The sequence below is a fragment of the Pseudomonas cremoricolorata DSM 17059 = NBRC 16634 genome, assembly GCF_000425745.1.
Lineage (GTDB): Bacteria > Pseudomonadota > Gammaproteobacteria > Pseudomonadales > Pseudomonadaceae > Aquipseudomonas > Aquipseudomonas cremoricolorata.
On sequence record NZ_AUEA01000003.1, the window covers coordinates 233,238 to 258,321 of the forward strand.

Genomic DNA, 25,084 nt, shown 5'->3' on the forward strand with positions numbered 1-25,084 from the left:
TGGCTCAGCCGGCGTAGCGCAGTGCGCAGAAGGGGACGAAGGCGTCCATTTCCGCCTCCACCGCTTCGATGATGCGCTCGACCTGCGCCGGCGCCATGATCGCGGCGCAGGGAATGCCGGCGATCGCCATGACGGTCTCGCCGCTGGCGCGGTCGAACAGGCGCGCGATCATGCTGCGCGGAGCATCCATGCTGGCTTCGAAACCTAAAGGGTGGAAATGCCAGCGCATTACCTGACACGCATTGGGAAACGTCATCGTGTTCATGCCAGCCTCCGTGTTCATCCTGAACAAGGTCATGGGCAACCCGCCCGGTGGTGGGAATCATTACCATAGCAGTCGAATGGCAAGAGGTTCCCGCAGGCTGATGACGGCATCATGACGGCGTGACCTCGTTCACACTTGTGCAGTGGCCCAGAGCGCGCCGCAGAGGCGGATGCCAGAGCCTCAGGCGCAGCGAAGGCGAGCCCTGCGCCCAAGGCTGTTATCAGACCAACGGTCAGTTCAACAGACCAGCGGCGATGTTGATGGTGAAGCCCAGAATCGCCGTGTTGAATACGAAACCCACCAGCGAGTGGCCCAGCACCACCCGGCGCATGGGCCGCCCGGCCACGCCGATGTCGGAGGTCTGCACCGCCACGCTGATGGTGAAAGAGAAGTAGTGGAAGTCCCAGTAGTCCGGGCAGCGCTCGCCGTCGGCGAAGCGCAGCGGCAAGTCCTTGCCGTGGTGGGTATAGAACAGCCGGGCGTAGTGCAGGCTGAAGATGGTGCCGATCAACAGCCACGAGCCGGCTACCGTGAGGCCGGTGTACAGGTAGTGCAGCAGCAGTGCCGAACCGTGCAGGCCCTTGCTCGAGATCAACTGCAAAGTCACCGCCGCCAGGCTGGCGATGGCCGCCACGCTGACCGTGAACAACACCAGCGCTGCGTTTTCGTCCTCGATGCGGGCGACCTTGCGCACGGTGTCCGGCCCTGAGCGGCAGGTCAGCCACAGCACCAGCGCCAGGTACAACCAGACCCCCAGGTTCCAGCCGGCCAGCACCCGTTGCACGGCGTCGTCCGCCGGAATCAGCCAGGCGCCTACCAGGCCGACCAAGGTCGCCAGGCTCAGGCGCGGATGGGAGTGAGTGAGGCGGTACAGGGCCATTGCGCGGGTCTCCATCGATACCTGACTCTAGACCACGGCCCATCGCGCAAAGTCCGCGGCGTTCGAAGCTGCCGTGCAAATCGGTTACCATCCGGCGCTACCCGCTTTCGTGCTGCGCCGCAGCGCCTGCTTCAGCGCTTCGCTCCACGGCCCCTGCCGCACTGTCGGCACAGGGCCCCGCAACAGGATGTACACCGTGACCGACCTCCTGCATAACCCTCTGCTGCAGTACCTGGCGCGGCTGGCGCCGTCCAGCCAGCAGACCATGCGCTACGTGCTGCAGGATGCTGCCGACCGCCTTGGCTTCGACGACCACGCCATCACCGACGTGCCCTGGCACCACCTGCAACCAGGCCACCTGATCGGCCTGGTCGCAGCCCTGCGTAGCGACGGCTACGCGCCCAACTCCTCATCGCTGTACGTCAACGCCATTCGTGGGGTGATGAACGAAGCCTGGCGCCAGGGCCTGATCGACCATGAGCATCTTCTACGCATCCGTGAGGTCAAGGCCGACAACGGCACTCGCCTGCCGCCTGGGCGCAACCTGCGCCGCAGTCTGATTCGTGAGCTGATGGAAGTGTGTGCCGCCGACCCGCGACCGCAGGGCGTACGCGACGCGGCGATCATCGCGCTGCTGTATGGCACCGGCATGCGCAAGTCCGAATCGGTGGATATCGATCTGTCGCAGGTGAGTTTCGCCGAGCGCAGCCTACAGGTGCGTGGCAAGGGCAATCGCCAACTGCTCAAATACGCGCCGCCCTGGGCGTTCGAGAAGCTTCAGGCCTGGCTCGATCTGCGCCGCGACCAGCTACCGGTGGGTGAGGCTGACGATGAGTTCCTGTTCAACCGCATCCGCCGTGGCAACCACATCACCCGGGCGCGCATCACCAAGCATGCGATCTACTACATTGCTCGCCAGCGCGGCACTCAGGTTGGGGTGAAGATCATGCCGCATGATTTTCGCCGCGCGTTCATTACCCGGGTGATCGAAGAACACGACTTGTCCATCGCGCAGAAGCTGGCGCATCACGCCAACATTCAGACCACCGCCAGCTACGATCGACGCGACGACAACGAACGGCGCAGGGCAGTCGAGCGTTTCGACTACTGACCTGCGCCGCGAGCCGCTCAGGGCTTGGTGGTCGAGGGGGTTGCCGGGGTCATCGGCGCCGTGCTGCCGGAACCCGGCAGGCTCGGATCATCGCCCGGGTTGGCCGGCGTACGCTGGGTTTCCCCCGGCAGGCGCTGATCGTCGCCTGGCAAGCGCGGATCGGTATCGCGCGGCATGGGCTTTTCGATGGGGTTGAGGGTGCTGTCCACGCCTGGGGCAGGCGCCGGGTTGTGTGGATCGTCTGGAAAGGTGGTTCCGGTGCCGGCGGCCAGGGCCAGCGGCGAGACGAGCAGGGCGGCTAACAGCAGTGAACGTTTCATCGGGCAGGCTCCTTTGCGAAGGGTAGGAGACGACCGAGCCCCGTTCAGCAGCGCCGGATGTGGACGGATCTGCTGAACGGGGCCCGGCCGCCTCTACTGCCTTGGGCCAACGGCCTGGGGCAAAGGTGCGGCCTTGCCGATCAACGGTCACACCACCAGCGACAGCGCCATGATGAAGATGATGCCCACCACCGACAGCAGGGTTTCCATCAGCGTCCAGGTTTTCAGGGTTTCAGCCACGGTCATGTTGAAATACTGCTTGACCAGCCAGAACCCTGCGTCGTTGACGTGAGACAGAATCAGCGAACCAGCGCCGGTGGCCAGCACCAGCAGTTCACGGTTGATGCCCGGCACCAGTTCAACCACTGGGGCCACGATGCCGGCGCCGGTGATGGTGGCGACGGTCGCTGAACCGGTGGCGATACGAATCACCGCGGCCACCAGCCAGGCCAGCAGAATGGGCGAAATCTCGGCCTGCACCGCCATCTGGCCGATGACGTTACCCACACCGGTGTCGACCAGCATCTGCTTGAAGCCGCCGCCGGCACCGACGATCAGCACGATGGCTGCGGTGGGCGCCAGGCTCTGGTCGAGCATCTTCATGATCTGCTGGCGGCTGAAGCCGCGCGCCGAGCCAAAGGTGTAGAAGGCCAGCAGCAGGGCAGCGAGCAGGGCAGTGATCGGGTGGCCGATCAGGTCCAGCCACTGGCGCACGATGTGTTCGGCCGGCAGCACCACGTCAGCGAAAGTCTTGAGCAGCATCAGCGCCACCGGCAGCAGCACGGTCAGCAGGGTGATGCCGAAGCTGGGTAGCTCGCGGGTCTGCGACTCGCGGGCGATCTGGTCCATCAGTTCTTGCGATGGCGTGCCGGGGATGTAGCGGGCGATGAAGGTGCCGAACAGCGGCCCTGCGATCACCGCGGTGGGCAGCGCTACCAACAGGCCGTAGAAGATGGTGCGGCCAATGTCGGCGTTGAAGATTCCGATCGCCAGCAGCGGCCCCGGATGCGGCGGCACCAGGCCGTGCACCACCGACAGCCCGGCCAGCAGCGGGATGCCGATCTTCACCAGCGACACGCCGGTGCGCCGGGCGACGATGAATACCAGGGGAATCAGCAGCACGAAGCCGATTTCGAAGAACAGCGGAATGCCCACCAGGAAGGCAGAGAACATCATCGCCCAGTGCACGTTGCGCTTGCCGAAGGCGCGGATCAGCGTCTGCGCGATCTGATCGGCACCGCCGGAATCGGCCATCAGCTTGCCGAGCATGGTGCCCAGCGCCAGGACGATGCCGACAAAGCCCAGCACGCCGCCGAAGCCGTCCTGGAACGACTTCATCACCTTGGCCACGGGCATGCCCGAGGTCAGGCCGAGAAAACCGGCGGCCAGGGTCAGGGCGACGAAGGGGTGGACCTTGAAATGGGTGATCAGCACGATCAGGCCGATGATGGTGACCAGAGCGTCGAGCAGCAGGAAGGTGTCAGTAGCCAGTCCGAACATGGAAGTATGCCTCGGTATTATCGTTGTTCTGTGTTGAGCGATGCGTCGTGGCCAGGCCAGGACGCGTACCCGCGCTGCCTAAGACAGCGCTGTCTTGGGTGAGCCGGGGCAGCGCCCTTCAGGCGCTTCGGGCCAGTCCCGACTCACCTGGGCGCTTTAACCAGGCATCGACCTGCTCGGCCAGCGTGGCGATTGGCCGGGTGGCATCGAGGGTCAGGGTCAGGGCTTCGCCCTCTGGCGACTCGAGCGCGGCGAACTGGCTGGCGATCAGGCTGGCCGGCATGAAGTGTCCGGGCCGCGCCAGCACACGCCGCTCGGCTTCGGCGGGGGTCAGCTGGAGGAACACGAAGGTCAGGCCCGGCACGGCCTGGCGCAGGGTTTCGCGATAGCGGCGCTTGAGCGCCGAGCAGGTGAGGATCGGCCGCTCGCCGGCGGCGATGGCCGCTTGCAGCTCCTCGCCCAGGCGCACCAGCCAGCCGGCTCGGTCGGCATCGTCCAGGGCGATGCCAGCGCTCATCTTGCGGATGTTTTCGGCAGGGTGAAAGGCATCGCCTTCGATCAGGCGGCCGCCGCTTTTCCCGGCGATGGCCGAGCCGATGCAGCTTTTGCCGCAACCAGCGACGCCCATGACCACGATGGCGGACAGGGAAGGATTCATCAGTACCTCCTGCGGGGCGAGATAGCGCTGTCTTGATCCAGATACAAGGCAGGCTGGCGCTACTTCCCGGGTTTTATTGGTCTTGTGGTGAACGCAGTGGGGCGCTCGAGCAATGCCGACCAGCGAGGATGCATTGCCTAGGCCCTGAGACAGCGCTACCTTAGTGGCCGTTCCCCATCCATGCAAGTAGTAAAATTACAACGCCATGACTCGCACAGGTTCTCGCACTACCGGTCGTCCCACCCTGGCCGAAGTGGCCAAGCTTTCCGGGGTTTCACCGATCACTGCTTCGCGGGCGCTGCGCGGCGTCAGCACCGTGGCGCCGGAGCTGGTCGAGAAGGTCCGCGCGGCAGCCGCCACCCTGGGCTATATCGCTAACCCCGCGGCACGCGCGCTGGCCTCGGCGCGCAGTCACTCGGTGGTGGTGTTGATTCCCTCGTTGTCCAACCACCTGTTCATCGACACCCTGGAAGCGATCCATGAGGTGATGCGCCCGCGCGGGCTGGAAGTGCTGATCGGCAATTACCACTACGATGCCGCCGAAGAAGAGAACCTGATCCGCAATTACCTGGCCTATCAGCCCTGCGGCATGCTGCTGACCGGCTTCGAGCGCAGCGAGGCCTCGTTGCAGATGCTCGCCGCCAGCGGCGTACCGTGCGTGCACATGATGGAACTGGGTGGGTCGGCCGATGCCCTGTCGGTGGGCTTCTCGCAGTTCGAGGCAGGCCGCGCCGCCGCCAGGCATCTGCTCGGCCGCGGTCGCCGTCGCCTGGCGTTCATCGCCGCTCAGCTCGACCGCCGCGTCATGCAGCGCGCCGAAGGCTTTCGCCAGGGCCTGGCCGAGGCCGGCCTGAGTGCCCCGGAACTCGAACTGCTGGCGCCTGAACCGTCCTCCATCGCCCTGGGCGGCGCATTATTCAGCCAACTGCTGGCGCAGGCCGATGACGTCGACGGCATCTTCTTCTGCAATGACGACCTGGCCCAGGGTGCGGTGCTGCAAGCGCTGCGCCAGGGTATCGCGGTGCCTGAACGGGTGGCGATGGTCGGTTTCAACGACCTGCCCGGCTCGGCGCACATGGTGCCGCGGCTGACCTCGATTCGCACCCCCCGCGCCGCCGTCGGGCGCGCCGCGGCGCAGGCCTTGCTGACGCAACTGGACGGCAAACGGGTGGCCGTCAGTCAGCAGGACCTGGGTTTCGAACTGATGGTGCGCGAGAGCTCCTGAGATCCGACGAGCGTACTGGCCAGGTGCTTGTAAGGCCCAAGCGGGCATCTATGCTCAGCACACCGCGCATAAGGGAGGCCGGGGTCATGTTCGATTACCGTCGCAAGTCCGATCTGATGGAAATCCAGCGGTGCCGTGACGCGCTGGCAGGGAGTGAGGCGAAACTTGCGGCGATCAGCCAGTCGCTGGCAATGCTCGAACTGACAGCCGACGGCACCATCCTTGAAGCCAACGACGGTTTTTGCGCCATGTTGGGTTATGCCGCCGACACGCTGCGTGGTCAGCATCATCGGCTACTGTGCAGCCAGGCCTATGCCGACAGCCTCGACTACCGGCAGCTCTGGCATGACCTGGCCCAGGGCACGCCGCGCTGCGGCACCTTCATCCACCACGATCAGGCGGGCCGGGAACGCTGGCTGGAGGCCAGCTACTTGCCGGTGCGCGATGAGCAGCAGCGGGTCACGCGGGTCATCCAGATCGCCAGCGACGTGACCGAACGGGTCCTGCAGACCCACGAGCAGCACTACCTGCTGCAGGCCATCGGCCGGGCCATGGCGGTGATCGAGTTCACTCCGCACGGGCACGTGCTGACCGCCAACGACAATTTCCTGCGCACCATGGGCTATGAGCTCGACGAAATCGTCGGCCAGCACCACGGCATGTTCTGCCGCCGCGAAGAGCGTGAGTCGCCGCAGTACCGCGAGTTCTGGGCGTCGCTCAATCGCGGTGAATACCATTCCCACCGCTTCGAACGAGTCGACAAGCGCGGACGTGTCGTCTACCTGGAGGCGTCGTACAACCCGATCTTCGACAGCCAGGGCCGCCTGTGCAAAGTGGTCAAGGTGGCCAGCGATATCACCGCGCAGGTCAGCACCCAGCAGACCGCCGCCGACGCCGCCCACGCCAGTTCGGTGCAGACCGACGCCAGCGCGCGCAAGGGCACCGAGGTGGTGCAGCAGACGGTGGCGGTCATCGAAGAGATTTCTACCGAGCTCAACCAGGCCGCACGCAGCCTGGATGCGGTGAATCGGCAGTCGGAGCTGATCGGGCAGATCGTCCTGACCATCCGCAGCATCGCCGACCAGACCAACCTGCTGGCGCTCAATGCCGCCATCGAGGCGGCGCGGGCCGGTGAGCATGGGCGAGGATTTGCCGTGGTCGCCGAGGAGGTACGCAACCTGGCCGCACGTACCAGCAAGGCCACGCTGGAAATCGTCGATGTGGTCAGGCAGAACCATGATCTGTCATTGACTGCGGTTGCCAGCATGCAGTCGAGCCTGAGCCGCACCGGGCGGGGCGTGGCCCTGGCCAACCAGGCCGGCACGGTGATTCAGGAAATTCAGCAGGGCTCGCGCCACGTAGTGGATGCCATCAGCCAGATCAGCTCGACGTTGCAGCTGCACTGAGCCCCGACTGCAGTTCACAGGCCAGGGTGCGCAGGCTGGCTTCAAGGGCGCGCAGGGGCGGGGCGGTGGGCAGGTCTTGCGCGCAGGCCAGCTCCAGCGCCTCGCAGTTGGCCACCACTTGCGGCACCTTGAGCATCTTGGCCCCGCCCTTGATGCGATGGGCCAGTTCGCGCAGCCCGGTCAGGCTCGGCTCATCGCCCAGGGCGTGCAGTGCTTGCAGGTCTTCGGCATTGCTCTGGGCCAGTTGCTCGAGCAGGCGCCGGACCAGTTTTTCATCGCCCTGGGTCAGGTGCAGCAGGTTGTTCAGATCGAAGCCGCTGGCCGCTTGGGGGGCGGCGGGCAGGGTGCTGCCAGGCAGGTGCGCCTTGAGCGTCTGCAGGCCCACCGGCTTGAACAGGCAATCGTCCATGCCGCTGTGCAGGCAGCGTTCGCGCTCCTCGATCTGGGCGTTGGCGGTGATGCCGATGATCCGGCACGGCGGGCCGTCGCTCTGGCGTTCGCGCTGGCGGATCTCTCGGGTCAGTGCATGGCCATCGAGCAGCGGCATGCTGCAATCGGTGAGCACCACGTCGAACGCCCCAGGTTGCCATAGCGCCAGCGCCGCCTGGCCGTTCTCGGCCAGCACCACGCGGTGGCCGAGTGTAGTCAGTTGCTTGTCGAGCAGCAGCAGGTTGGCCGGGTAATCATCGACCACCAGAATGCGCAGCTCAGCCGCATCGAGCGATTCCTCGCCAGTTGGCGCGGCGACCACGGCCACCGGCTGCGCGGCCTCCAGAGGCAACTGCACAAGCACCCGGGTCCCAACGCCCCTGACGCTTTGCAGTTCAAGGCTGCCACCCATCAGCTCGCTCAGAGTGCGGCTGATGATCAGCCCCAGGCCTGCACCCTGCCTGACCCTGGCGCTGTCGAGCTGGCCGAAGGCGCTGAACAAGCGTGACTGGTCGGCGGCGCTGATGCCCTCACCGCTGTCCTGCACCTGCAGGTACGCCAGCAGTCGACTGTCCAAGGGCTTGAGCTCGAGCGATACCGCGACCTTGCCCTGCTCGGTGAACTTGATGGCGTTGCTCAGCAGGTTCGACAGCACTTGGCGCAAGCGCAGCGCATCGACCATGACCCACACCGGCGCCTGAGGCAGCTGCACGTGCAGCGACAGACCCTTGACCCGTGCGTTGCCCTCGAAAACCCGGGCGGTGGCGCTGACCAGTTCGCACAGCTCCGTTGGCACCGGGTGCAAGGTCAGGTGTCCGGCTTCGACTCGGGAAATGTCGAGAATGTCGCCGATCAGCTCCAGCAGGCCGATCGCCGAGTCGTGGGCGGTCTTGAGTGAGACGCTGTCGCAGTGGCCGCGGCGGCTGTCTTCCAGGGCCAGCTCCAGCAGCCCGATGACCGCGTTCATAGGCGTGCGGATTTCATGGCTCATGGTCGCCAGGAAGGTGCTTTTAGCCTGGCTGGCCTGCTCGGCATCGTTCTTCGCCTGGCGCAACTGCTCGAGCAGGCTGCGGCTTAGCGTCAATTGTGCCTGCAAGGCCTGCTGCGCCTCGGTGCGCTGGTTGATCAGCTTGCGCAGGTAGGTGTTCCAGAACACTACCCCGGCCAGCAGCAGTGCGGAAAACACCAGCACTTGCAGCACCAGGCTGCGGTAGTTGCGCCATGGGCTGTCACTGACCACGGCATTGGTGCGCCAACGGTTGATCAACTGCTCCAGTTCATCGGGAGGGATGCTCATCAGCGCCTTGTCGAGGATGTGTTGCAGCAGTGGCAATTGCGGGGCGACGCCGAATGCCGCTACTGCCGGTTCCTCGTCGATGACCGAGGCGATCTTCAGCACGTTCTTGAACACGTGGGTGATGTAGTAGGTGGCGTTGACCTGCGAACTGAACGCCACATCGGCCTGGCCGTTTGCCACCGCTTCCATCATGCGCAAGGGGTTGGGTACCTCCACCACCTCGATCGCGCCATAGCGCTGCTGCAAGGTTTCGCGCAGCGGCGAACCGGTGAGCAAGGCAACCCGCAGGTGTTGCATCTGGTTCAGGTCAGGGGTCGGTTCATCGGTGCGGGTGATCAGCACCCGCGGGCTGACCAGGTACGGCCTTGTATAGCGCAACCGCGCTGCGCGCTGGCTGCCATAGCCCAGTGCGCCGATGATCTCGGCATCGCCTTGTACCAGTTGCTCGACCATGCCTTGTACTGAATCACGCTGGACGATCTGAAAGCGCAGTCCGGTGCGCAGGCCGATCTGTTCCAGCAGATCCAGGGTCGCGCCGCGCGGCTGCTGATTGGCATCGCTGAAGGTCAACGGCGCCAGGGTGTCGGTCACCAGCACGCGTACGGTGGGGTGCTGGTCGATCCAGCGCTGTTCTTCGGCGGTCAGGGCGCTGAGGTGGCGTTCCAGCAGAATGCTGGTGTTGCCACTGGTCCAGCGCCGCAGGATGTTCAGCCGCTCGCTGTTGAACACCCGCGCCAGCGCCTGGTTGACCAGGCTGCGCAGGCGCTGATCGTCACGGCGCAGGGCGAAGGCGAAGGCGCCGACCGGCGCGTTGACGAAATGATCGGTTTTCAGTTGCCCGGGGTAACTCATGCCGATCAGGTAGTCGGTGCTGATGGCATCGCCCAGGTAGACATCGGCCTGGCCCAGCGCTACCGCCGCCAGGCCTGCCAGTGTCGAGCGGTACAGGGTCAGCTGCGCCTTGGGGTACATGCGCCGCACCATGGCCGTGGGCAGGTAGTGGTCGACGGTGGCCAGGCGCAGGCCGGACAGGTCATCGTCCTTGCGCAGGCTGCGCCCGGGCCTTGCGACGATCACCGGCAAGTCGTCGGCGTAGGCGCTGCTCAGGGTCAGGTCGGCGTCGGCGGCTTCGAAGGCATTGGAGCTGCCCAGCAGGTCGATCTGCCCAGCGTGCAGCGCATCGATGGCGTGCTGGCGCGTCGCGAACCGCCGCACCTCGATCCGCACGCCCAACTGTTCGGCCAGCAGCCCCGCATAATCGGCGCTCAGGCCTTCGTAGTCATTGAGGCTGGTGTTGATTTCGAAAGGGGGGTAGTCGGGTTGCGAACTGCCCAGAATCAGGGGGCCGTGCTGCTGCAGCCAGGCACGGTCGACATCGCTCAGCGTCATGGGTTGCGCCGCGCTCTGCGAACGCGCCAGCAACTGGCGCGTCTGGCTGTCGACTTCGGCCTGTACGGGAAGGGCGATCAGCCCGGTCAGCAGCAGGGCTGACAGCATCCGCTTCATCGGCGCTCAGTTCACTTGATTGCGCTTGGCCAGGTCGACCATCTCCACCAGCGACTCGGTCTTGAGCTTGTCCATGATGCGTCCGCGATAGGTGCTGATGGTCTTGGCACTGAGGTTCATCTTTTCCCCGATGAACTTGTTGCTTTCGCCGCGGGTGAGGCGACGCAGCACTTCGACTTCACGGTTCGACAGGCTGGCCAGGCGCGCCGACTCGCTTTCCAGCGAGCTGCTGTTGACGGCCATCTGCGGGAAAGTGGAATAGCCCTTGATCAGGGCCTTGAGGGCGAAGATCAGCGAGTCGAGGTCTTCGTCCTTGTTGACGAAGGCGGAAATGCCGGCGTCCAGGCAGCGGCGCACATAAAGGTCGGAAGGCTGGCCGGTGAGCACCATGATCTTGGGCGCGGGTTCGAGCAGTTGCAGGCGCTTGATCACTTCCATGCCATCCAGGCGAGGCAGGCCGATATCGAGAATGACGACGTCCGGGTGCAGCTTGCGGGCCATCTCGACCGCCTGGATGCCGTCGCTGGCCGTGCCGACCAGGTCGAAATGCTGGTTCTCGAGCAACATGCTTACGGCAAATCGAATGGCAGCGTGGTCATCGACTACCAGTACGCTTGTCATGGGAAAACTCCTGTCGGAAAGGTGGTCCGTTTCCTGAAATCACCCAGGAACACGCCGCTGCCTCAGCAGAGGACGCGCACCATACGTCGAATCTGACGGCTAAGTAATGGCGGGTAGGGAAGTGTTGAAAAAGCCCTGATGATCTGACGAAAATTCCTACAAGAAGAGGTGATGACTGCAGTCTAGGCGACGCCTCGCTTCCTACGCCGCATAAACGATAGAAGGCGTCGCGGCGTCTGCGCGGGCAGGTGGTGGTCGCGAGCGCTGCGGCTCAGGGACGGTACAGGTGCGCGTGACTGGCGCGGTACAGCGCTGACTCGGCGAACGGCGCATCGCCCAGCACCGGACCGACCAGAATCAGCGCAGTGCGCCGAAAACCCTTGGCGCTGGTGAGGCTGACGATGTCATCGAGGGTGCCAAGCACGAAGTCCTGATCTGGCCAGGTGGCGCGGTGCACCACCGCCACCGGGCACCGGGCGCCGTAATGGGGCAGCAACTGCGCGACGATCTGCGGCAGATGCTTGACCCCAAGGTGAATCGCCAGGGTGCAGCCGTGCCGGGCCAGATCAGCCAATTGTTCCCCCGCGGGCATCGGCGAGCTGTCGCCATAGCGGGTGAGGATGACCGTTTGCGCCACCCCAGGCAGGGTCAGCTCGCAGCCGAGCAGCGCGGCGCTGGCAGCGGTGGCGGTGACGCCGGGGATGATCTGATAAGCGATGCCGAGCTGGCGCAGCCTGGCGATCTGCTCGCCGATGGCGCCATACAGGCCTGGGTCGCCACTGTGTACACGGGCCACGTCAAGGCCTTGCTGATGGGCTTCGTGCATGGCAGCGATGATTTGCTCGAGGTGCATTTCGGCGCTGTTGAGCACGCTGTGCGCCTGGTGCCCTTCGAGCACCGCCGCCGGCACCAGCGAGCCTGCGTAGATGATCACCGGGCACTGACGGATCAGGCGCTGGCCCTTGACCGTGATCAACTCGGGGTCGCCAGGCCCGGCGCCGATGAAATAGACCGTCATGAAAGATCCTTGCTGCGGGTCGAAAGGCCGCGATTATCCGCGTCCGGCCAGCGCAAGGGTAGCGTTGCCTGCAACTTGTCGCTCGACCCACAGGCGCGCCGAGCCTTCGCCGCGCGTGGCGGCCACCAGCGCTGCGCTCTCGGCCACGCCCCAGCAGCCGCTGTGGGCGAAGGCGGTGGCCGAGCGTTGGCTGAGCTGGGCGACGACGCCGTTCAAGGTTGCGGCATCGAAGGTCAGCAGCGGGATACCCAGCTGCGCGGCCAGCGCCACGAGGCCCGGTTCATCGGCCTTGAGGTCGATGCTGGCGATGGCCTGGAGCGAGCTCGCCGCCAGGCCGTGTTGAGCCAAGGTGTGCTGCAAGAGGGTCGACAGCGCCTGCAGCGAACAGCCTCTTTGGCAACCAAAGCCTGCATACAGCGCAGGCTGGAGCGACGCCTCAGGCACGCGCGCCGCGCCGGAACAACCAGGCGCTGAGCAGCCCCAGGGCCAGCCAGAAGGCGGCGTTGGTCAGCCACGAGGCGAGTTTGAACTGCGTCTCCAGCGCCTCGGGGGCAAGGCTTGCATGCATCTCCGGCTGTGGCGCGCCGATCACATGCGGGGCCACCAGCAAAGCCGCGCCGAGCAGCTTGAACAGCCACAAGCGGGCGAACACCATCAGGCCCAGGCCGGCTGCGGTCGCCGCTGCGGTGGCGATCCACCAGCCTTGTCGCTGGGCAAGATCAGCCGCAGCGGTGCCCGGCAGCTCCGGTGGCAGGCCCAAGGTCGGCGCGAGGCAGAATACGGCAAAGCCGGCCAGGCCCCATAGCGCACCGGTGGCGACCCTGTTCGGCTCGCGCAGGCTATACAGCGCTGCCAGCAGCAGAGCGAAACCCACGGCGACCACCAGGTTGCCGCCGGTGGTCGACAGCACGCGCTGCCAGCCATCTTCCGGGGCCCAGGCTTCGGCGCTGTGCTCGTGGGCGGCGCCGGCATCGGCGTGCTCGTGCTGCGCGGCCACAGGTTCGGCGACCTCGAAGGTCTCTGCCTGGAGAATCAGCGGGCTGATCCACAGGCTTTGCAGCGCAGTCAGCAGCAAGGCGGCGAGCAGGCCGCTGAACCCGGCGGTGCGGGCGATGCGAGTGATCATGGCGGCGGTCTCAGTGGCAGGGGAAGGCGGCGCTGTGGCGGGTATCGTGGGCGGCGTTGTGCACCGCTTCGATGTGCGAGAAGCCGGCGAAGTACACCAGGCTCAGGCCCAGCAGGCTGGCGCCGATGGCAACGGCCAGACGTTGGCTGAGGGTGGTGGGGGTGACCAGGGTAGGTTTGGCGCTGGTGATGGGCATGACGCGTTCCTCTGCTGACTGAAAGACAGACTTTTCATTAGGCAGGCCACGCGCGAACGCCCCAGCACCGAACGGAGCTGAGGCAGACGACAGCGCCCGCCCACCGCGGGGTGTAGATCGACGCATCAGGCCGGTCTCCGGGCTGGCGAGCGGGAGCAGGGCTCCCAGGGCAGCACCTTCCCAGGCCCATGTATCGGCCCAGTGGTCTAGATGCCTGGCTCGCTTACCGTTGCGGGGGCAGCACCGGCATTGCCCGACCTGCTGGAGCAGACCGCGACGCACCGGTTTCCCGTTTCACCCCACAAATGGGGCACCTGAACGCAAGTGCGCTAGCAAATCACGGGGCGTATTTCCCGTCAATCACCGCCAGCGGTTGACCGTCTGGCGGGCACTGCGTAGCCTTGCCGCTTCGAGGTTCTCGGGTGGCAATCTTTCCCCATTCGAGCTAAGACGGGAACGCGGTAAAGGCCGCGGCTGCCCCCGCAACTGTAAGCACCGAAGCCACATCGACACGGCCACTGCGCAGCTGCGGGAAGGCGTCGATGTCCAAGCCCTTGACGGGCCCGGTGCAAGCCAGGAGACCTGCCTCGAACGGCTTTCGACTATCAACCGGGCGGGGTGATCCGGTGGCGAGCACGCCCGGCCTGGCCGCAGGCGATCGTCCCGCATGCCCGCGCCATCCTGCCAAGGGCACCGATCCATGAAAACACTGGCCAAGCTCCCCGTTACCATCGTCACCGGCTTCCTCGGCTCAGGGAAAACCACGCTGTTGCGGCACATGCTCGACAACGCCCAAGGCCGGCGTATCGCGGTGATCGTCAACGAATTCGGCGAGCTGGGCATCGACGGTGACATCCTCAAGCAGTGCAGCATCGGCTGCAGCGAAGAAGAAGCCAGCGGCCGGGTCTACGAGCTGGCCAACGGCTGCCTGTGCTGCACCGTGCAGGAAGAGTTCTTCCCGGTGATGCGCGAGCTGGTGGCGCGCCGGGGCGATCTGGACCACATCCTCATCGAAACCAGCGGCCTGGCTCTGCCCAAGCCCCTGGTGCAAGCGTTCCAGTGGCCGGAAATCCGCAATGCCTGCACGGTCGATGCGGTGATTACCGTGGTCGACAGCCCGGCGGTCGCAGCCGGCACTTTCGCCGCCTACCCCGACCAGGTCGATGCCCAGCGCAAGCTCGACCCCAACCTGGACCACGAATCGCCGCTGCACGAGCTGTTCGCCGACCAACTCGCCAGCGCTGACCTGGTGGTGCTGAACAAGGCTGACCTGATCGACGCCGAGGGCCTGGCCAAGGTCCGCGCCGAGGTGCAGGAAGAGCTGTCGCCTGCGGTGAAAGTGATCGAAGCCAGCAGCGGTCGTCTGCCGCTGGAGGTGCTGCTGGGTGTCGGCGCCGAGTCTGAGGTGCACATCGATGGCCGCCGCACCCACCATGATTCGCACCACGACGAAGACGGCGAGCACGACGACCACGACCACGACGCCTTCGATTCGATTTCCCTCGACCTGCCCGAAGCGGACGAGCGTCTGCTGCTCGACGCGCTGGGCCAACTGGTGGCCGAGTTCGGCATCCTGCGTGCCAAGGGCTTCGCGGCAGTGCCGGGCAAACCCATGCGCCTGCTCATCCAGGGCGTTGGCAGCCGCTTCGACAAGCACTTCGACCGCCCATGGCGCAGCGATGAAGCGCGCATCACCCGCCTGGTGCTGATCGGCCAGGACCTCGACGCTGCGGTGCTCGAAGCGCGCCTGCGCCAGGCCCTGGGCGCCTGATCGATGCACCTGCTGCGCACCCAGCCCGGCGGCTTCGTACCCGACGACAGCATCGCCGACCTCGGCCAGACCCCGGCCGAGCTGGTGATTCTGTGCAGCGGTGATTCGCACCTGGCGCTGCTGGCCGAAACCGCCGAGCAGCTGCCGGCGGATTTTCCCAGCGTGCGCCTGGCCAACCCGATGCAGGTGCAGAACCACGCCTCGGTCGACCTGTACGTCGATGAGGTGCTGCGTCACGCCAAAGTCATTCTGCTGTCGTTGCACGGCGGTGTTGGCTACTGGCGCTATGGAGTCGAGCAACTGGTCGAGCTGGCCGCGCGCGGGGTGCAGCTGATTCTGGTGCCCGGCGATGACCGTCCCGACCCCGAGCTGACCGACCTGGGCAGCGTGCGCGACGCCCGTGCCGAGCGGCTCTGGCACTACCTGCGCCAGGGCGGCAAGGCCAATGCGCTGAACCTGTTCAACTGCATCGCCAGCACCTGGCTGGGCCGCGACTACCCGTGGCAAGAGCCCGAACCCTTGCCGCGCACCAGCGTCTATCACCCGCGCATCGCCAATGCCGGCCTGTCCGACTGGTACGCCGACTGGCAGGTCGACTTGCCGGTGGCGCCGCTGCTGTTCTACCGCTCGCACCTGCAAGCGGCCAATACCGGCTTCATCGACCAGTTCTGCGCGCGGCTGCAGGCCGCCGGGCTCAACCCGCTGCCGATCGCCGTCGCCAGCCTGAAGGAAGCCGCGTGCCTTGAGCAGGTGCAAGCCTGGATGGACGAGGTCGAGGCCGAGGTGGTGGTCAACACCACAGGCTTTGCCCTGTCGAGCCCGGAACGCCCCAACCTGCGCCCACTGCGCCGTGACGTGCCGGTGTTGCAGGCCATCTGCGCGCAGGATAACCAGCCGGCCTGGGAGCAGAGCGAGCAGGGCCTCGGTGCCCGCGACCTGGCCATGCACATCGTGCTGCCGGAACTGGACGGGCGCATCATCAGCCGGCCGATCAGCTTCAAGGACCTGGCCTGGCGCAGCGAGCGTAGCCAGGCCGATGTGGTCTGCTACCGCGCGCACCCCGAGCGCATGGATTTCGTCGCCGAGCTGGCGCGGCGCTGGGTCAACCTGGCGCGCCTGCCCAACGGGCAGAAACGCGTGGCCCTGGTGCTGGCCAACTACCCGACCCGCGACGGGCGCATCGGCAATGGCGTGGGGCTGGATACTCCGGGCGCGGCGCTGAACATTCTTCGTGCCCTGCAGCAGCAGGGCTATCCGCTTGACGCGCTGCCCGAGAGCGGCACCGCGTTGATCCAGCAGTTGCTGGGCGGCGTCACCAACGACCTTGAGCAGCTCGACCAGCGCCCCTGCGCGCAGAGCCTGAGCCTCGATGACTACCAGCGCGCCTTCGCCCAGTTGCCTGAAAGCAACCGCCAGGCCGTGCTGCAACGCTGGGGCGCGCCCGAGCACGACCCGATGTTCCGCAGTGGACGGATGATGATCGCCGGGCTGCGCTTTGGCCTGACCTTCGTCGGCATCCAGCCGGCACGCGGCTATCAACTCGATGCCAGCGCGGTGTACCACGACCCCGACCTGGTGCCGCCGCATGGCTACCTGGCGTTCTATTTCTGGTTGCGCCATGCCTACGGCGCCGACGCGCTGGTGCATGTGGGCAAGCACGGCAACCTGGAGTGGCTGCCTGGCAAAGGCGTGGGGCTGTCGGCGCAGTGCTGGCCGGATGCATTGCTCGGGCCGCTGCCCAATGTCTACCCATTCATCGTCAACGACCCGGGCGAGGGCGCCCAGGCCAAGCGCCGTACCCAGGCGGTGATCATCGACCACCTGATGCCGCCGCTGACCCGCGCCGAAACCTACGGCCCGCTGCGTCACCTGGAACAACTGGCCGACGAATACTACGACGCGCAACTGCTCGACCCACGCCGGGCACGTGAGCTGCAACGGGACATTCTCGAGCTGGTCAAGGCCAACCACATCGACCGGGAATTGCAGCTCGAAGGCCAGCTCGATGACGCCGCACTGTGGTTGCCGCGTCTGGACACCTACCTGTGCGACCTGAAGGAATCGCAGATCCGCGACGGCCTGCATGTGTTCGGTGAGTCGCCGCAAGGGCGTCTGCGCCGCGACACCCTGCTGGCGCTGCTGCGGGTCGAGCGCGGTGATGGCAAAGGCGCCAATGCCAGCGTGGTGCGCGCGCTGGGCAAGGCCCTGGCGCTGGGCTTCGACCCGCTCGATTGTGACCTAGGCGCGCCGTGGCAGGGCCCGCGCCCTGAGTGCCTGGGTTTATACGGGGAGGGGGCCTGGCGCACCTGTGGCGACACCCGCGAGCGTCTGGAGCAGTACGCGCTGGCGTTGATCGAACAGGCGCTGACGGGCAGTTTGCAATTGCCCGATGAAGCCGCCTGGCAGCCCCTGGCCGCGGTGTTGCGCGGCCTGGTCGAACACGTCGCGCCTGACCTTGACCGCTGCGGCGATGCCGAGTTGAACGGTTTGCTGACGGCCTTGAGCGGGCGTTTCGTGCCCGCCGGGCCGAGCGGCGCACCCAGCCGCGGGCGCCTCGACGTGCTGCCCACCGGGCGCAACTTCTACACCGTCGATGTGCGCAACTTGCCGACGCCGACCGCCTGGCGCCTGGGTTTTGCTTCGGCCAGCCTGATTCTGGAGCGTCACCTGCAAGACCATGGCGATCACCTGCGCCAGTTGGGCCTGTCGGTGTGGGGCACAGCGACCATGCGCACCGGCGGCGACGACATCGCCCAGGCCATGGCGCTGATGGGCGTGCGCCCGGTGTGGGCCAGTGGCTCGCAGCGGGTCGATGATTTCGAGATCTTGCCGGTGAGCGTGCTCGATCGGCCGCGGGTGGATGTGACCTTGCGCGTGTCGGGCTTTTTCCGTGATGCCTTCGGCGGGCTGATTCGCTTGTTCGATGCCGCGGTGCAGGCGGTGGCCGCGCTCGATGAGCCAGACGACATCAACCCGCTGGCAGCGCGGGTGCGCGCCGAGCGCAGTGCCTTGCAGGCGCAGGGTGTCGAGGCCGAGCAGGCCGCGCGCCAGGCGGGTTGGCGCGTGTTCGGGGCGAAACCTGGCAGTTATGGCGCGGGGGTGCAGAACGCCATCGACGGCCGCCTGTGGCAGGACCGCGCAGACCTCGCCGAGGTCTACCTCAACCACGGCGGTTATGCCTACGGCGCAGGTGACGAAGGCACCCCGGCGCGAGCCGAGTTCGCCCAGCGCCTGAGCCAGGTGCAGGCGGTGCTGCAGAACCAGGACAATCACGAGCACGACCTGCTTGATTCCAACGACTACTACCAGTTCCAGGGCGGCATGCTGGCTGCTGCGGAAACCTTGGCCGACGCAACCCGCGCCAGCTACCACGGTGACCACAGCCAGGCCGACCGACCGCGCATCCGCACCCTTAAAGAAGAGCTGAACCGGGTGATCCGTGCCCGCGCGCTCAACCCCAAGTGGATCGATGGCGTGAAGCGCCACGGCTACAAGGGCGCGTTCGAGCTGGCGGCAACCGTCGACAACCTTTTCGCCTTCGACGCCACCACCCACTTGATCGACGATCACCACTACCAGGGCCTGGCCGATGCCTACGTGCTCGACCCGGCCACCCGCGACTTCATGCGCGAGCACAACCCAGACGCCCTGCGCGACCTCACCGAACGCCTGCTCGAAGCCCAGCAGCGCGGCCTGTGGGGCGAGCCGGGCGCCTACCGCGAAGCCCTCGAATCCCATTTGCTCGACGGCGAGGAAGACGCCTGACATGACCCAACCTGTGCAATTTCCCCTGGCCGCCGTGGTCGGCGCCGATTACCTGAAGCTGGCGCTGTGCCTCACCGCCATCGACCCGCAGATCGGCGGCGTGCTCATCGAAGGCCCGCGCGGCATGGCCAAGAGCACCCTGGCCCGTGGCCTGACCGCGTTGCTCGACGACGCCCCGTTCGTCACCCTGCCGCTGGGCGCCACTGAAGAGCGTCTGGTCGGCACGCTGGATCTGGACGCAGCGTTGGGCGAGGGCAGGGCGCAGTTCTCGCCCGGCGTGTTGGCCCAGGCCGATGGCGGCGTGCTGTATGTCGATGAGGTCAACCTGCTGCCTGACGCTTTGGTGGACTTGCTGCTGGATGTCGCCGCCAGCGGGGTGAACCGCGTGGAACGTGACGGTATCTCCCATCAGCACGCGGCGCGCTTCGTGCTGATCGGCACCATGAACCCGGAGGAAGGCGAGCTGCGCCCGCAATTGCTCGACCGCTTTGGCCTGAACGTGCTGCTCGATGGCCTGCCTGCCCCCGAGGCGCGTCAGCAGATCATCCGCCGGCGACTGGCCTTCGATGCCGATCCGCAGGGCTTCATCGGCCAGTGGCAGCCGGCCCAGCTGGCCCTGCGCGAGCGCTGCCAGGCGGCGCGCGCGGCGCTGGGCACGATACCTCTGGATGACGCAGCGCTGGAGAGCATTACCGCGCAGTGCTTCGCTGCTGGGGTCGACGGCATGCGCGCAGACCTGGTCTGGCTGCGCGCCGCCCGTGCCCACGCCGCCTGGCGCGGTGCGCGGCACATCGAGTTGGAAGATATCGATGCGGTGGCCGAGTTCGCCTTGCGCCATCGTCGCCGTGAGCCTGCACAGGAGCCTGCGCCGCCCACACCACCGCAGGGCGGTGCGCAACGCCCCGACAACCAGCAACGTGCAGCCGGCGACTGGGGCGCCCTGCCGCCACAGGCGGTAACCAGTGGCGAGCGGCGCGAGGTGCCGAACTGGGCAAAAAAGCCCTGAGCATCCCCCAGCCGGCAGCTTCGGTGGTGGATGCCAGGCCCGGTGATGGACGACGCCCTGGCGCCAGCCGTGGCCGCGCCCAGTCCAGCGCCAGCGGACGCGTGGCATGGTTGCCGACGCTGCTCAAGGGCCGCCCGCGCGTGCGCGGCGATGTGTGCTGGCAACAGCGCCGCGGGCAGGCGCCGGAGCTGTGGCTGGTGATCGTCGATGCGTCCGCCTCGACCCGCCGTCACGGCGCGCTGGCAAACTGCAAAGGCGTGCTGGCCGAGTTGTTCGACCAGGCCTATCGACGTCGCGCGCGTCTGGCGCTGCTCACCGCCAGCGGGCGTACCCCGCAATGGCAGCGTCACGGCCTGAAAGCCTCGACGGCGTTGCAACCTTGGTTGCAGCAGTTGGGTGCGGGCGGCGGCACGCCGTTGCTGGCTGCACTCGCCGAGGCGCGGCAATGGCTGCTGCGCCGCGCCAAACAGCATCCGCACGAATTGCAACGTTGCCTCGTATTCACCGACGGTCGCCTGCAACGCTGGCAGGCCCTGGCACCGCTGCCTTGTGCCAGCGTACTGGTGGACATGGAGCGCACCCCGGTACGCCTGGGTCGCGCCCAGCAGCTCGCCGAGCAACTGCATGCCCAGTACTGGCACCTCGACGCACTCAGCCCTCGGCGCTAGCCGCGCCCGCAGGCGGCATGGCGGCGTGCGCCGAGAAGCCGTACCCTGCAGCGCTGATGCGCATTTCCCACCCACTCTGGAGCCTGCCATGCAAGGCACACCGCGCAAGATCGTCCAGGCCATTCTCTACGAGGCGATCGCCGTCGCCTGCGTCGCTCCGGCGCTGGCCTGGCTGTTCGATGCCGGCATGGCCCAATCCACGGCACTCTCCTTGATCATGTCCGGCGTGGCCCTGAGCTGGAACATGGCCTTCAACTGGGCCTTCGAACGCTGGGAGTCCAGCCGCCAGCAACGCCGCCGCACGCTCTGGCGGCGCTTTCTCCACGCCCTGGGTTTCGAAGGCGGCCTGGTGCTGTTGCTGCTGCCGCTGGTGGCCTATTGGCTGAGCATCAGCCTGTGGCAGGCCCTGCTGACGAACCTGGCACTGTTCGTCTTCTTCTTCGTCTATGCCTTCGTGTTTCAGTGGGCTTTCGACAAGGTTTTCGACGTGCCGTTGTCGGCGCAGCAGGTGGAGGGGTGAGGGCACGCGCTCTGTGCTGGCGCATGCCCTTGCTCATCGACGAACGCGCGCCATCGTCAGCGCATCGGTATACGCACCATCACGAATGGCGTAGTCACGCAACTGACCTTCCACTTCGAAATCGAACTTTCGATACAGCGCGATAGCCGCTGCGTTATCGGCGAACACCGTCAGTTCCACCCGACGTAGATTCATCCAGTCATCGGCAACCGCCAGTGCCGCCTGCATCAGGCGAGTCCCGATGCCGCGCCCGTGCCAACTCGAACCCACCCCCATGCCAATACTGCCGACATGCGACTGACGAATGCGCGAGCTTTGTTCCAGAGTAATAGCGCCAACCACTTGGCCCTCATGCACCGCCACCAGCGGCAAGCGACGCTCGGAACTCATCTCCAGGCGCTTGCGCCACACCTCCACGGATTGATAAGGCATCTGCAGCACTTGCCGGCACACGGCAGGCTCCTGATACAGCGCATTGACTGCCTCAAGGTGGACTTCGCTGAGACGGGTGATTACCAAGTCGATGTCACGGGTGGGGCGCGGCATTTCAATCCTCCATTGATGAGTTGCGCTGGAGGACAGTACCAGAGGGTGCAGACACCGCCTATCAAGGGTTAGCGAATCAGCAGTTGGGGCGTGATTGAAAGATGCCTGTTCGGCATGTGCGAACTTGTCAGGTCAATGTGCTGGCGACTTGAGCGCCGCCAGCGCACGTTGAGCTGTTCAATCCTTTACAAAATCGGCTTACCCCCAGTCACCGCGTACCGTGAGCCGGAGATATAACTGGCCTCATCCGAGCCCAACAGCACATAGATCGGCGCCACTTCCACCGGCTGGCCGGGCCGGCCCATGGGGTAGGCGGAACCGAAGTTCTTCACCGCTTCATCGGGCATGGTCGCGGGAATCAACGGGGTCCAGATCGGGCCGGGAGCGACGCTGTTGACGCGGATGCCTTTGTCGCCCAGCAACTGGGCAAGACCTGCGGTGAAGTTGGCAATCGCCCCTTTGGTGGTGGCATACGCGAGCAACTGCGGCGAAGGATCGTCGGAGTTGACCGAGCTGGTATTGATGATCGAGCTGCCTTTGGGCATCGACGGCAGGGCGCGTTGGCAGATACGGAAGATCGCAGTGATGTTGACGTCGAAGGTCATCAGCCACTCATCGTCGCTGATCTCATCGAAGTTCTGGTGCGCCATCTGGAACGCGGCGTTGTTGACCAGGATGTCGATACGGCCGAATTCGGCGACGGTCTTGTCGACGATGTCGTAGCAGTGCTGCTTGTGCGCCAGGTCACCCGGCAGCAGCAGGCACTGACGCCCGGCAGCCTCGACCCAGCGCGCGGTTTCCTGGGCATCCTCATGTTCATCGAGGTAGGCGATGGCCACATCGGCGCCCTCACGGGCGTAGGCGATCGCCACGGCACGGCCGATGCCGCTGTCTGCACCGGTAATCAGGGCAATCTTGCCTTGCAGACGGCCATGGCCGGTATAGGACTGCTCGCCGCAGTCAGGGTAGGGCTCCATCTTGCGCTGCGAGCCTGGCACGCTCTGCGGTTGCGACGGGAAGGGCGGTTTCGGGTACTCGCGCATGGTCTGGCTCCTGCAGTTTGGATGCGTTGATACCTGTTCGAAGAGCCTCGCCAGCGAGTGTTGGAGTGGATGCGCCACTTAGGCGACGGACGGCAATCGGCCGCGATCAGATCAGCAGGTAGTCGCTGCGCTGCACGATGCCGCCATGCTCGCCCTCGAGTAGGTGCACATAGCGCCCGTCGATGCGATCGACCGGCAGGCAATCATCGACATCGATGACCGCATCGGTATGTGGCTTGAGCCAGCCACGAACCATGCGTTGACGCCCGATACGCTTGGCCTCGGCCTTGTCTGCCGCGACCACCAGCAGATAGCGATGCGCCTCGCCAAACACCCCACGCTCATAGCCGCCCAGGTTGAGAAAGAACAGCCGCGGCGCACCTGGGGCCGGGCAGGCGTCACTGAACTCGATCCGATAGCCCTCGACGCCCGACACTTCCAGCCATGAATCGATGTGCAAGCCCTTGGCACTGCCGAACCAGCCGGCACGCAGTTGCGGGTAGGTGTGTTCCAGCGAATCGGCCTGGGCGAACAGCACGTCGTGAACTTCGATACTGGCGCGCGGATGGCGGCCGCCGAGCATGATGATGAAAAGCATGAGGGGCTCCGTTGGGGCGGGGCTGGCCAGTTTCCTCGGGCAAGCGAAAGGCTATCCGAACCGGCGAAAAGGGTACGTGTTGCCCAGGACATCCAGGAATCAGAAGGATGAAGCGATCGCCTGGGCAAGCTGCATGTCGTTCATCAAAGGTGGTTTATAGCTCGAACGATAGCGCCGAGAAGCCTGTTCGAACTGCGCGCCACGTATCTCACCGTCCGAGCCGATGAACGCCAAGGCATCTGGCTTGGCTGTTCTGAGTTGCTGTTGCCAGTCGTCCGTCATACCCGTGGACCATGCCGAGGACAGAAACGGCCCGAATGTGGTGTACAGCGTCAACTTATCGGAGGGCTTGGCATTTTCATTGGCAATTACAGGGGTGCCAGCCAGCACCATTGCAGTGATCGCCAGCATCTTCCATGGATTCATCGTGGGTTGCTTTCATTGTGGCCAGAGGGCGCCACGATAGCAGAGTCAGCTTCCCGTAGAACGCAAAAGCCGGGCGCTGGGGGTGTTGTGGCCTGGGGCGTTGGAATAACTGGTGTCGTCTGTTCGACGACTTAACGGTTAGCACGATCAGAGGCTATCCGGATCCCCAAAAAACATCTGAATCCGCGATCGCAACCAACGCTCCCCCGGGTCGTTGTCCTGCGCCCCGCGCCAGGCCATGTGCAGTTCGAAGCTTTGCAGGGGCAGGGGTGGGTCTTCGGCGCGCAGGCCGCCGGCGGCGGTGAGGGCTTCGGCGGTGTAGTCGGGGACGGTGGCGATGATGTCGGTGCCCGACAGCAGGCTGCCCAGGCCGTTGAACTGGGGAACGGCGAGCACCACGTGGCGGGTGCGCCCGAGTTCGGCGAGGGCGTCGTCGATGAAGCCTGAGAGGTCGCCGGCGAACGACACCAGGGCGTGGGGGCGTTTGCAGAAGTCGTCGAGGCTGATGGCGCCGGGGATGCTGTCGGCGCGCAGCAGTTTGGCGGTGCTGCGCCGGAGCAGTTTGCGCTTGGCGTTGGCTGGCAGGTCGCTGGTATAGCTCACGCCCACGGAGATCTCGCCGGACGACAGCAGCGTTGGCATCAGCAGGTAGTTGACCCTGCGCACCACCAGCACGATGCCCGGTGCTTCGGCGCGGATGCGCTTGAGCAGTTGCGGCAGCAGGGCGAATTCGGCGTCGTCCGACAGGCCGATGCGAAACACTGCGGTGCTGGTGGCCGGGTCGAACTCGGCGGCGCGGCTGACGGCGGTGGAAATCGAATCCAGCGCCGGCGAGAGCAGGGCGAAGATTTCCTGGGCACGGGTCGAGGGTTCCATGCTGCGCCCGGTGCGCACGAACAGCGGGTCGTCGAACAGGTTGCGCAAGCGCGCCAGCGCGGCGCTGATGGCCGGCTGGCCGAGAAACAGTTTTTCCGCGGCACGGGTGACGCTGCGTTCATGCATCAGGGTTTCGAACACGATCAGCAGGTTGAGGTCTACACGGCGCAGGTCGTTGCGGTTCATCGAAAAGGGCCTATTGCCTGGGGCTGGGGCAGGGTGAATCTTAAGGGCAAAGGCTGTTACCCTGCACCGTTTTCCAGCCCGGGCACCGACAATGCCAGGCGAATCAATCGATGACAGGCAT

The 25,084-nt window shown here is 65.7% G+C and carries 23 protein-coding genes, 2 pseudogenes and 2 riboswitches; of the genes and pseudogenes, 9 read left to right on the plus strand and 16 right to left on the minus strand.

The window, feature by feature from the left end; genetic code table 11:
• Nucleotides 1-4 precede the first annotated feature (4 nt).
• Both H618_RS0105585 and H618_RS0105590 read right to left on the minus strand, forming a co-directional pair.
• The gene (locus H618_RS0105585; RefSeq protein WP_028694139.1) at nucleotides 5-265 is read right to left on the minus strand and encodes a DUF1652 domain-containing protein; all 261 of its coding nucleotides are present in this window, start codon (nucleotides 263-265) and stop codon (nucleotides 5-7) included.
• Between the two features lie 232 nt (nucleotides 266-497).
• A complete protein-coding gene (locus tag H618_RS0105590; RefSeq protein ID WP_028694140.1) occupies nucleotides 498-1,145 on the minus strand; it encodes a DUF1345 domain-containing protein in 648 nt (215 codons plus the stop codon).
• A gap of 196 nt (nucleotides 1,146-1,341) precedes the next feature.
• Between H618_RS0105590 and H618_RS0105595 the strand changes: the two genes are divergently transcribed.
• Entirely contained in the window at nucleotides 1,342-2,256 is a 915-nt protein-coding gene (locus H618_RS0105595) for a site-specific integrase (protein WP_028694141.1), read from the plus strand.
• 17 nt (nucleotides 2,257-2,273) lie between these two features.
• On the opposite strand, the gene H618_RS23110 is transcribed toward H618_RS0105595, so the two are convergent.
• The 3 genes from H618_RS23110 to H618_RS0105610 form a co-directional block, all read right to left on the minus strand.
• The gene (locus tag H618_RS23110) at nucleotides 2,274-2,576 is read right to left on the minus strand and encodes a hypothetical protein (RefSeq protein WP_050577216.1); all 303 of its coding nucleotides are present in this window, start codon (nucleotides 2,574-2,576) and stop codon (nucleotides 2,274-2,276) included.
• 147 nt (nucleotides 2,577-2,723) lie between these two features.
• Nucleotides 2,724-4,076 (minus strand): GntP family permease, encoded by a 1,353-nt coding sequence (locus tag H618_RS0105605; RefSeq protein ID WP_028694142.1) that lies wholly within the window; start codon nucleotides 4,074-4,076, stop codon nucleotides 2,724-2,726.
• Between the two features lie 118 nt (nucleotides 4,077-4,194).
• The gene (locus H618_RS0105610) at nucleotides 4,195-4,734 is read right to left on the minus strand and encodes a gluconokinase (protein ID WP_028694143.1); all 540 of its coding nucleotides are present in this window, start codon (nucleotides 4,732-4,734) and stop codon (nucleotides 4,195-4,197) included.
• 205 nt (nucleotides 4,735-4,939) lie between these two features.
• Here H618_RS0105610 and gntR point away from each other — a divergent pair, with 205 nt between their 5' ends.
• The 3 genes and pseudogenes from gntR to H618_RS23415 form a co-directional block, all read left to right on the plus strand.
• On the plus strand, nucleotides 4,940-5,959 hold the full coding sequence (gntR, locus tag H618_RS0105615) for an HTH-type transcriptional regulator GntR (RefSeq protein WP_028694144.1): 1,020 nt from the start codon (nucleotides 4,940-4,942) through the stop codon (nucleotides 5,957-5,959).
• Nucleotides 5,960-6,075: 116 nt separating this feature from the next.
• Nucleotides 6,076-6,828, plus strand: a pseudogene (locus H618_RS23410) (PAS domain-containing protein); the annotation flags it as partial.
• A 102-nt stretch (nucleotides 6,829-6,930) separates the two neighbouring features.
• Nucleotides 6,931-7,365: pseudogene (locus H618_RS23415) on the plus strand (methyl-accepting chemotaxis protein); the annotation flags it as partial.
• Here H618_RS23415 and H618_RS0105625 read toward each other — a convergent pair.
• From H618_RS0105625 to H618_RS0105650, 6 genes are all read right to left on the minus strand, one after another.
• On the minus strand, nucleotides 7,340-10,597 hold the full coding sequence (locus tag H618_RS0105625) for a transporter substrate-binding domain-containing protein (RefSeq protein WP_028694146.1): 3,258 nt from the start codon (nucleotides 10,595-10,597) through the stop codon (nucleotides 7,340-7,342). The pseudogene H618_RS23415 and the gene H618_RS0105625 overlap by 26 nt on opposite strands.
• 6 nt (nucleotides 10,598-10,603) lie before the next feature.
• Nucleotides 10,604-11,218, minus strand: a complete 615-nt coding sequence (locus H618_RS0105630) for a response regulator transcription factor (RefSeq protein ID WP_028694147.1) — start codon at nucleotides 11,216-11,218, stop codon at nucleotides 10,604-10,606.
• A 271-nt stretch (nucleotides 11,219-11,489) separates the two neighbouring features.
• The gene (gene cobM, locus H618_RS0105635; protein WP_028694148.1) at nucleotides 11,490-12,236 is read right to left on the minus strand and encodes a precorrin-4 C(11)-methyltransferase; all 747 of its coding nucleotides are present in this window, start codon (nucleotides 12,234-12,236) and stop codon (nucleotides 11,490-11,492) included.
• A 33-nt stretch (nucleotides 12,237-12,269) separates the two neighbouring features.
• On the minus strand, nucleotides 12,270-12,680 hold the full coding sequence (locus H618_RS0105640) for a cobalamin biosynthesis protein (protein ID WP_028694149.1): 411 nt from the start codon (nucleotides 12,678-12,680) through the stop codon (nucleotides 12,270-12,272).
• A complete protein-coding gene (locus tag H618_RS0105645) occupies nucleotides 12,673-13,362 on the minus strand; it encodes a CbtA family protein (RefSeq protein WP_028694150.1) in 690 nt (229 codons plus the stop codon). The genes H618_RS0105640 and H618_RS0105645 overlap by 8 nt, the downstream gene beginning before the upstream one ends.
• A gap of 10 nt (nucleotides 13,363-13,372) precedes the next feature.
• The gene (locus tag H618_RS0105650) at nucleotides 13,373-13,558 is read right to left on the minus strand and encodes a CbtB domain-containing protein (RefSeq protein WP_028694151.1); all 186 of its coding nucleotides are present in this window, start codon (nucleotides 13,556-13,558) and stop codon (nucleotides 13,373-13,375) included.
• A gap of 111 nt (nucleotides 13,559-13,669) precedes the next feature.
• Nucleotides 13,670-13,891, minus strand: a riboswitch (cobalamin riboswitch).
• Between the two features lie 62 nt (nucleotides 13,892-13,953).
• A riboswitch (cobalamin riboswitch) is annotated at nucleotides 13,954-14,162 on the plus strand.
• 96 nt (nucleotides 14,163-14,258) lie between these two features.
• Between H618_RS0105650 and cobW the strand changes: the two genes are divergently transcribed.
• The 5 genes from cobW to H618_RS0105675 all read left to right on the plus strand — a co-directional run bounded on the left by cobW (nucleotide 14,259) and on the right by H618_RS0105675 (nucleotide 21,288).
• Complete coding sequence (gene cobW, locus H618_RS0105655; RefSeq protein ID WP_028694152.1) at nucleotides 14,259-15,329, plus strand: cobalamin biosynthesis protein CobW; 1,071 nt, start codon at nucleotides 14,259-14,261, stop codon at nucleotides 15,327-15,329.
• A 3-nt stretch (nucleotides 15,330-15,332) separates the two neighbouring features.
• A complete protein-coding gene (gene cobN, locus H618_RS0105660) occupies nucleotides 15,333-19,094 on the plus strand; it encodes a cobaltochelatase subunit CobN (RefSeq protein WP_028694153.1) in 3,762 nt (1,253 codons plus the stop codon).
• A gap of 1 nt (nucleotide 19,095) precedes the next feature.
• On the plus strand, nucleotides 19,096-20,100 hold the full coding sequence (locus H618_RS0105665) for a magnesium chelatase ATPase subunit I (RefSeq protein WP_028694154.1): 1,005 nt from the start codon (nucleotides 19,096-19,098) through the stop codon (nucleotides 20,098-20,100).
• A 23-nt stretch (nucleotides 20,101-20,123) separates the two neighbouring features.
• The gene (locus H618_RS0105670) at nucleotides 20,124-20,768 is read left to right on the plus strand and encodes a vWA domain-containing protein (protein WP_245586753.1); all 645 of its coding nucleotides are present in this window, start codon (nucleotides 20,124-20,126) and stop codon (nucleotides 20,766-20,768) included.
• An 88-nt stretch (nucleotides 20,769-20,856) separates the two neighbouring features.
• Nucleotides 20,857-21,288 (plus strand): PACE efflux transporter, encoded by a 432-nt coding sequence (locus tag H618_RS0105675; protein WP_028694156.1) that lies wholly within the window; start codon nucleotides 20,857-20,859, stop codon nucleotides 21,286-21,288.
• 33 nt (nucleotides 21,289-21,321) lie between these two features.
• On the opposite strand, the gene H618_RS0105680 is transcribed toward H618_RS0105675, so the two are convergent.
• From H618_RS0105680 to H618_RS0105700, 5 genes are all read right to left on the minus strand, one after another.
• Nucleotides 21,322-21,834, minus strand: coding sequence for a GNAT family N-acetyltransferase (locus H618_RS0105680; protein ID WP_028694157.1), 513 nt, complete (start codon nucleotides 21,832-21,834; stop codon nucleotides 21,322-21,324).
• Between the two features lie 185 nt (nucleotides 21,835-22,019).
• Complete coding sequence (locus H618_RS0105685) at nucleotides 22,020-22,877, minus strand: SDR family oxidoreductase (protein ID WP_028694158.1); 858 nt, start codon at nucleotides 22,875-22,877, stop codon at nucleotides 22,020-22,022.
• Between the two features lie 106 nt (nucleotides 22,878-22,983).
• Nucleotides 22,984-23,475 (minus strand): DUF1543 domain-containing protein, encoded by a 492-nt coding sequence (locus H618_RS0105690; RefSeq protein ID WP_028694159.1) that lies wholly within the window; start codon nucleotides 23,473-23,475, stop codon nucleotides 22,984-22,986.
• A gap of 99 nt (nucleotides 23,476-23,574) precedes the next feature.
• A complete protein-coding gene (locus H618_RS0105695) occupies nucleotides 23,575-23,901 on the minus strand; it encodes a DUF2388 domain-containing protein (RefSeq protein WP_028694160.1) in 327 nt (108 codons plus the stop codon).
• A gap of 147 nt (nucleotides 23,902-24,048) precedes the next feature.
• A complete protein-coding gene (locus H618_RS0105700) occupies nucleotides 24,049-24,963 on the minus strand; it encodes a LysR family transcriptional regulator (RefSeq protein WP_028694161.1) in 915 nt (304 codons plus the stop codon).
• Nucleotides 24,964-25,084: the final 121 nt, after the last annotated feature.

What these genes read in the sequence shown, in the direction of transcription:
- H618_RS0105585 (WP_028694139.1), bottom strand. Translation starts at nt 265, where the DNA reads ATGAACACGATGACGTTTCCCAATGCGTGTCAGGTAATGCGCTGGCAT.
- H618_RS0105590 (WP_028694140.1), bottom strand. Translation starts at nt 1,145, where the DNA reads ATGGCCCTGTACCGCCTCACTCACTCCCATCCGCGCCTGAGCCTGGCG.
- H618_RS23110 (WP_050577216.1), bottom strand. Translation starts at nt 2,576, where the DNA reads ATGAAACGTTCACTGCTGTTAGCCGCCCTGCTCGTCTCGCCGCTGGCC.
- H618_RS0105605 (WP_028694142.1), bottom strand. Translation starts at nt 4,076, where the DNA reads ATGTTCGGACTGGCTACTGACACCTTCCTGCTGCTCGACGCTCTGGTC.
- H618_RS0105610 (WP_028694143.1), bottom strand. Translation starts at nt 4,734, where the DNA reads ATGAATCCTTCCCTGTCCGCCATCGTGGTCATGGGCGTCGCTGGTTGC.
- gntR (WP_028694144.1), top strand. Translation starts at nt 4,940, where the DNA reads ATGACTCGCACAGGTTCTCGCACTACCGGTCGTCCCACCCTGGCCGAA.
- H618_RS0105625 (WP_028694146.1), bottom strand. Translation starts at nt 10,597, where the DNA reads ATGAAGCGGATGCTGTCAGCCCTGCTGCTGACCGGGCTGATCGCCCTT.
- H618_RS0105630 (WP_028694147.1), bottom strand. Translation starts at nt 11,218, where the DNA reads ATGACAAGCGTACTGGTAGTCGATGACCACGCTGCCATTCGATTTGCC.
- cobM (WP_028694148.1), bottom strand. Translation starts at nt 12,236, where the DNA reads ATGACGGTCTATTTCATCGGCGCCGGGCCTGGCGACCCCGAGTTGATC.
- H618_RS0105645 (WP_028694150.1), bottom strand. Translation starts at nt 13,362, where the DNA reads ATGATCACTCGCATCGCCCGCACCGCCGGGTTCAGCGGCCTGCTCGCC.
- H618_RS0105650 (WP_028694151.1), bottom strand. Translation starts at nt 13,558, where the DNA reads ATGCCCATCACCAGCGCCAAACCTACCCTGGTCACCCCCACCACCCTC.
- cobW (WP_028694152.1), top strand. Translation starts at nt 14,259, where the DNA reads ATGAAAACACTGGCCAAGCTCCCCGTTACCATCGTCACCGGCTTCCTC.
- cobN (WP_028694153.1), top strand. Translation starts at nt 15,333, where the DNA reads ATGCACCTGCTGCGCACCCAGCCCGGCGGCTTCGTACCCGACGACAGC.
- H618_RS0105665 (WP_028694154.1), top strand. Translation starts at nt 19,096, where the DNA reads ATGACCCAACCTGTGCAATTTCCCCTGGCCGCCGTGGTCGGCGCCGAT.
- H618_RS0105675 (WP_028694156.1), top strand. Translation starts at nt 20,857, where the DNA reads ATGCAAGGCACACCGCGCAAGATCGTCCAGGCCATTCTCTACGAGGCG.
- H618_RS0105680 (WP_028694157.1), bottom strand. Translation starts at nt 21,834, where the DNA reads ATGCCGCGCCCCACCCGTGACATCGACTTGGTAATCACCCGTCTCAGC.
- H618_RS0105685 (WP_028694158.1), bottom strand. Translation starts at nt 22,877, where the DNA reads ATGCGCGAGTACCCGAAACCGCCCTTCCCGTCGCAACCGCAGAGCGTG.
- H618_RS0105690 (WP_028694159.1), bottom strand. Translation starts at nt 23,475, where the DNA reads ATGCTTTTCATCATCATGCTCGGCGGCCGCCATCCGCGCGCCAGTATC.
- H618_RS0105695 (WP_028694160.1), bottom strand. Translation starts at nt 23,901, where the DNA reads ATGAATCCATGGAAGATGCTGGCGATCACTGCAATGGTGCTGGCTGGC.
- H618_RS0105700 (WP_028694161.1), bottom strand. Translation starts at nt 24,963, where the DNA reads ATGAACCGCAACGACCTGCGCCGTGTAGACCTCAACCTGCTGATCGTG.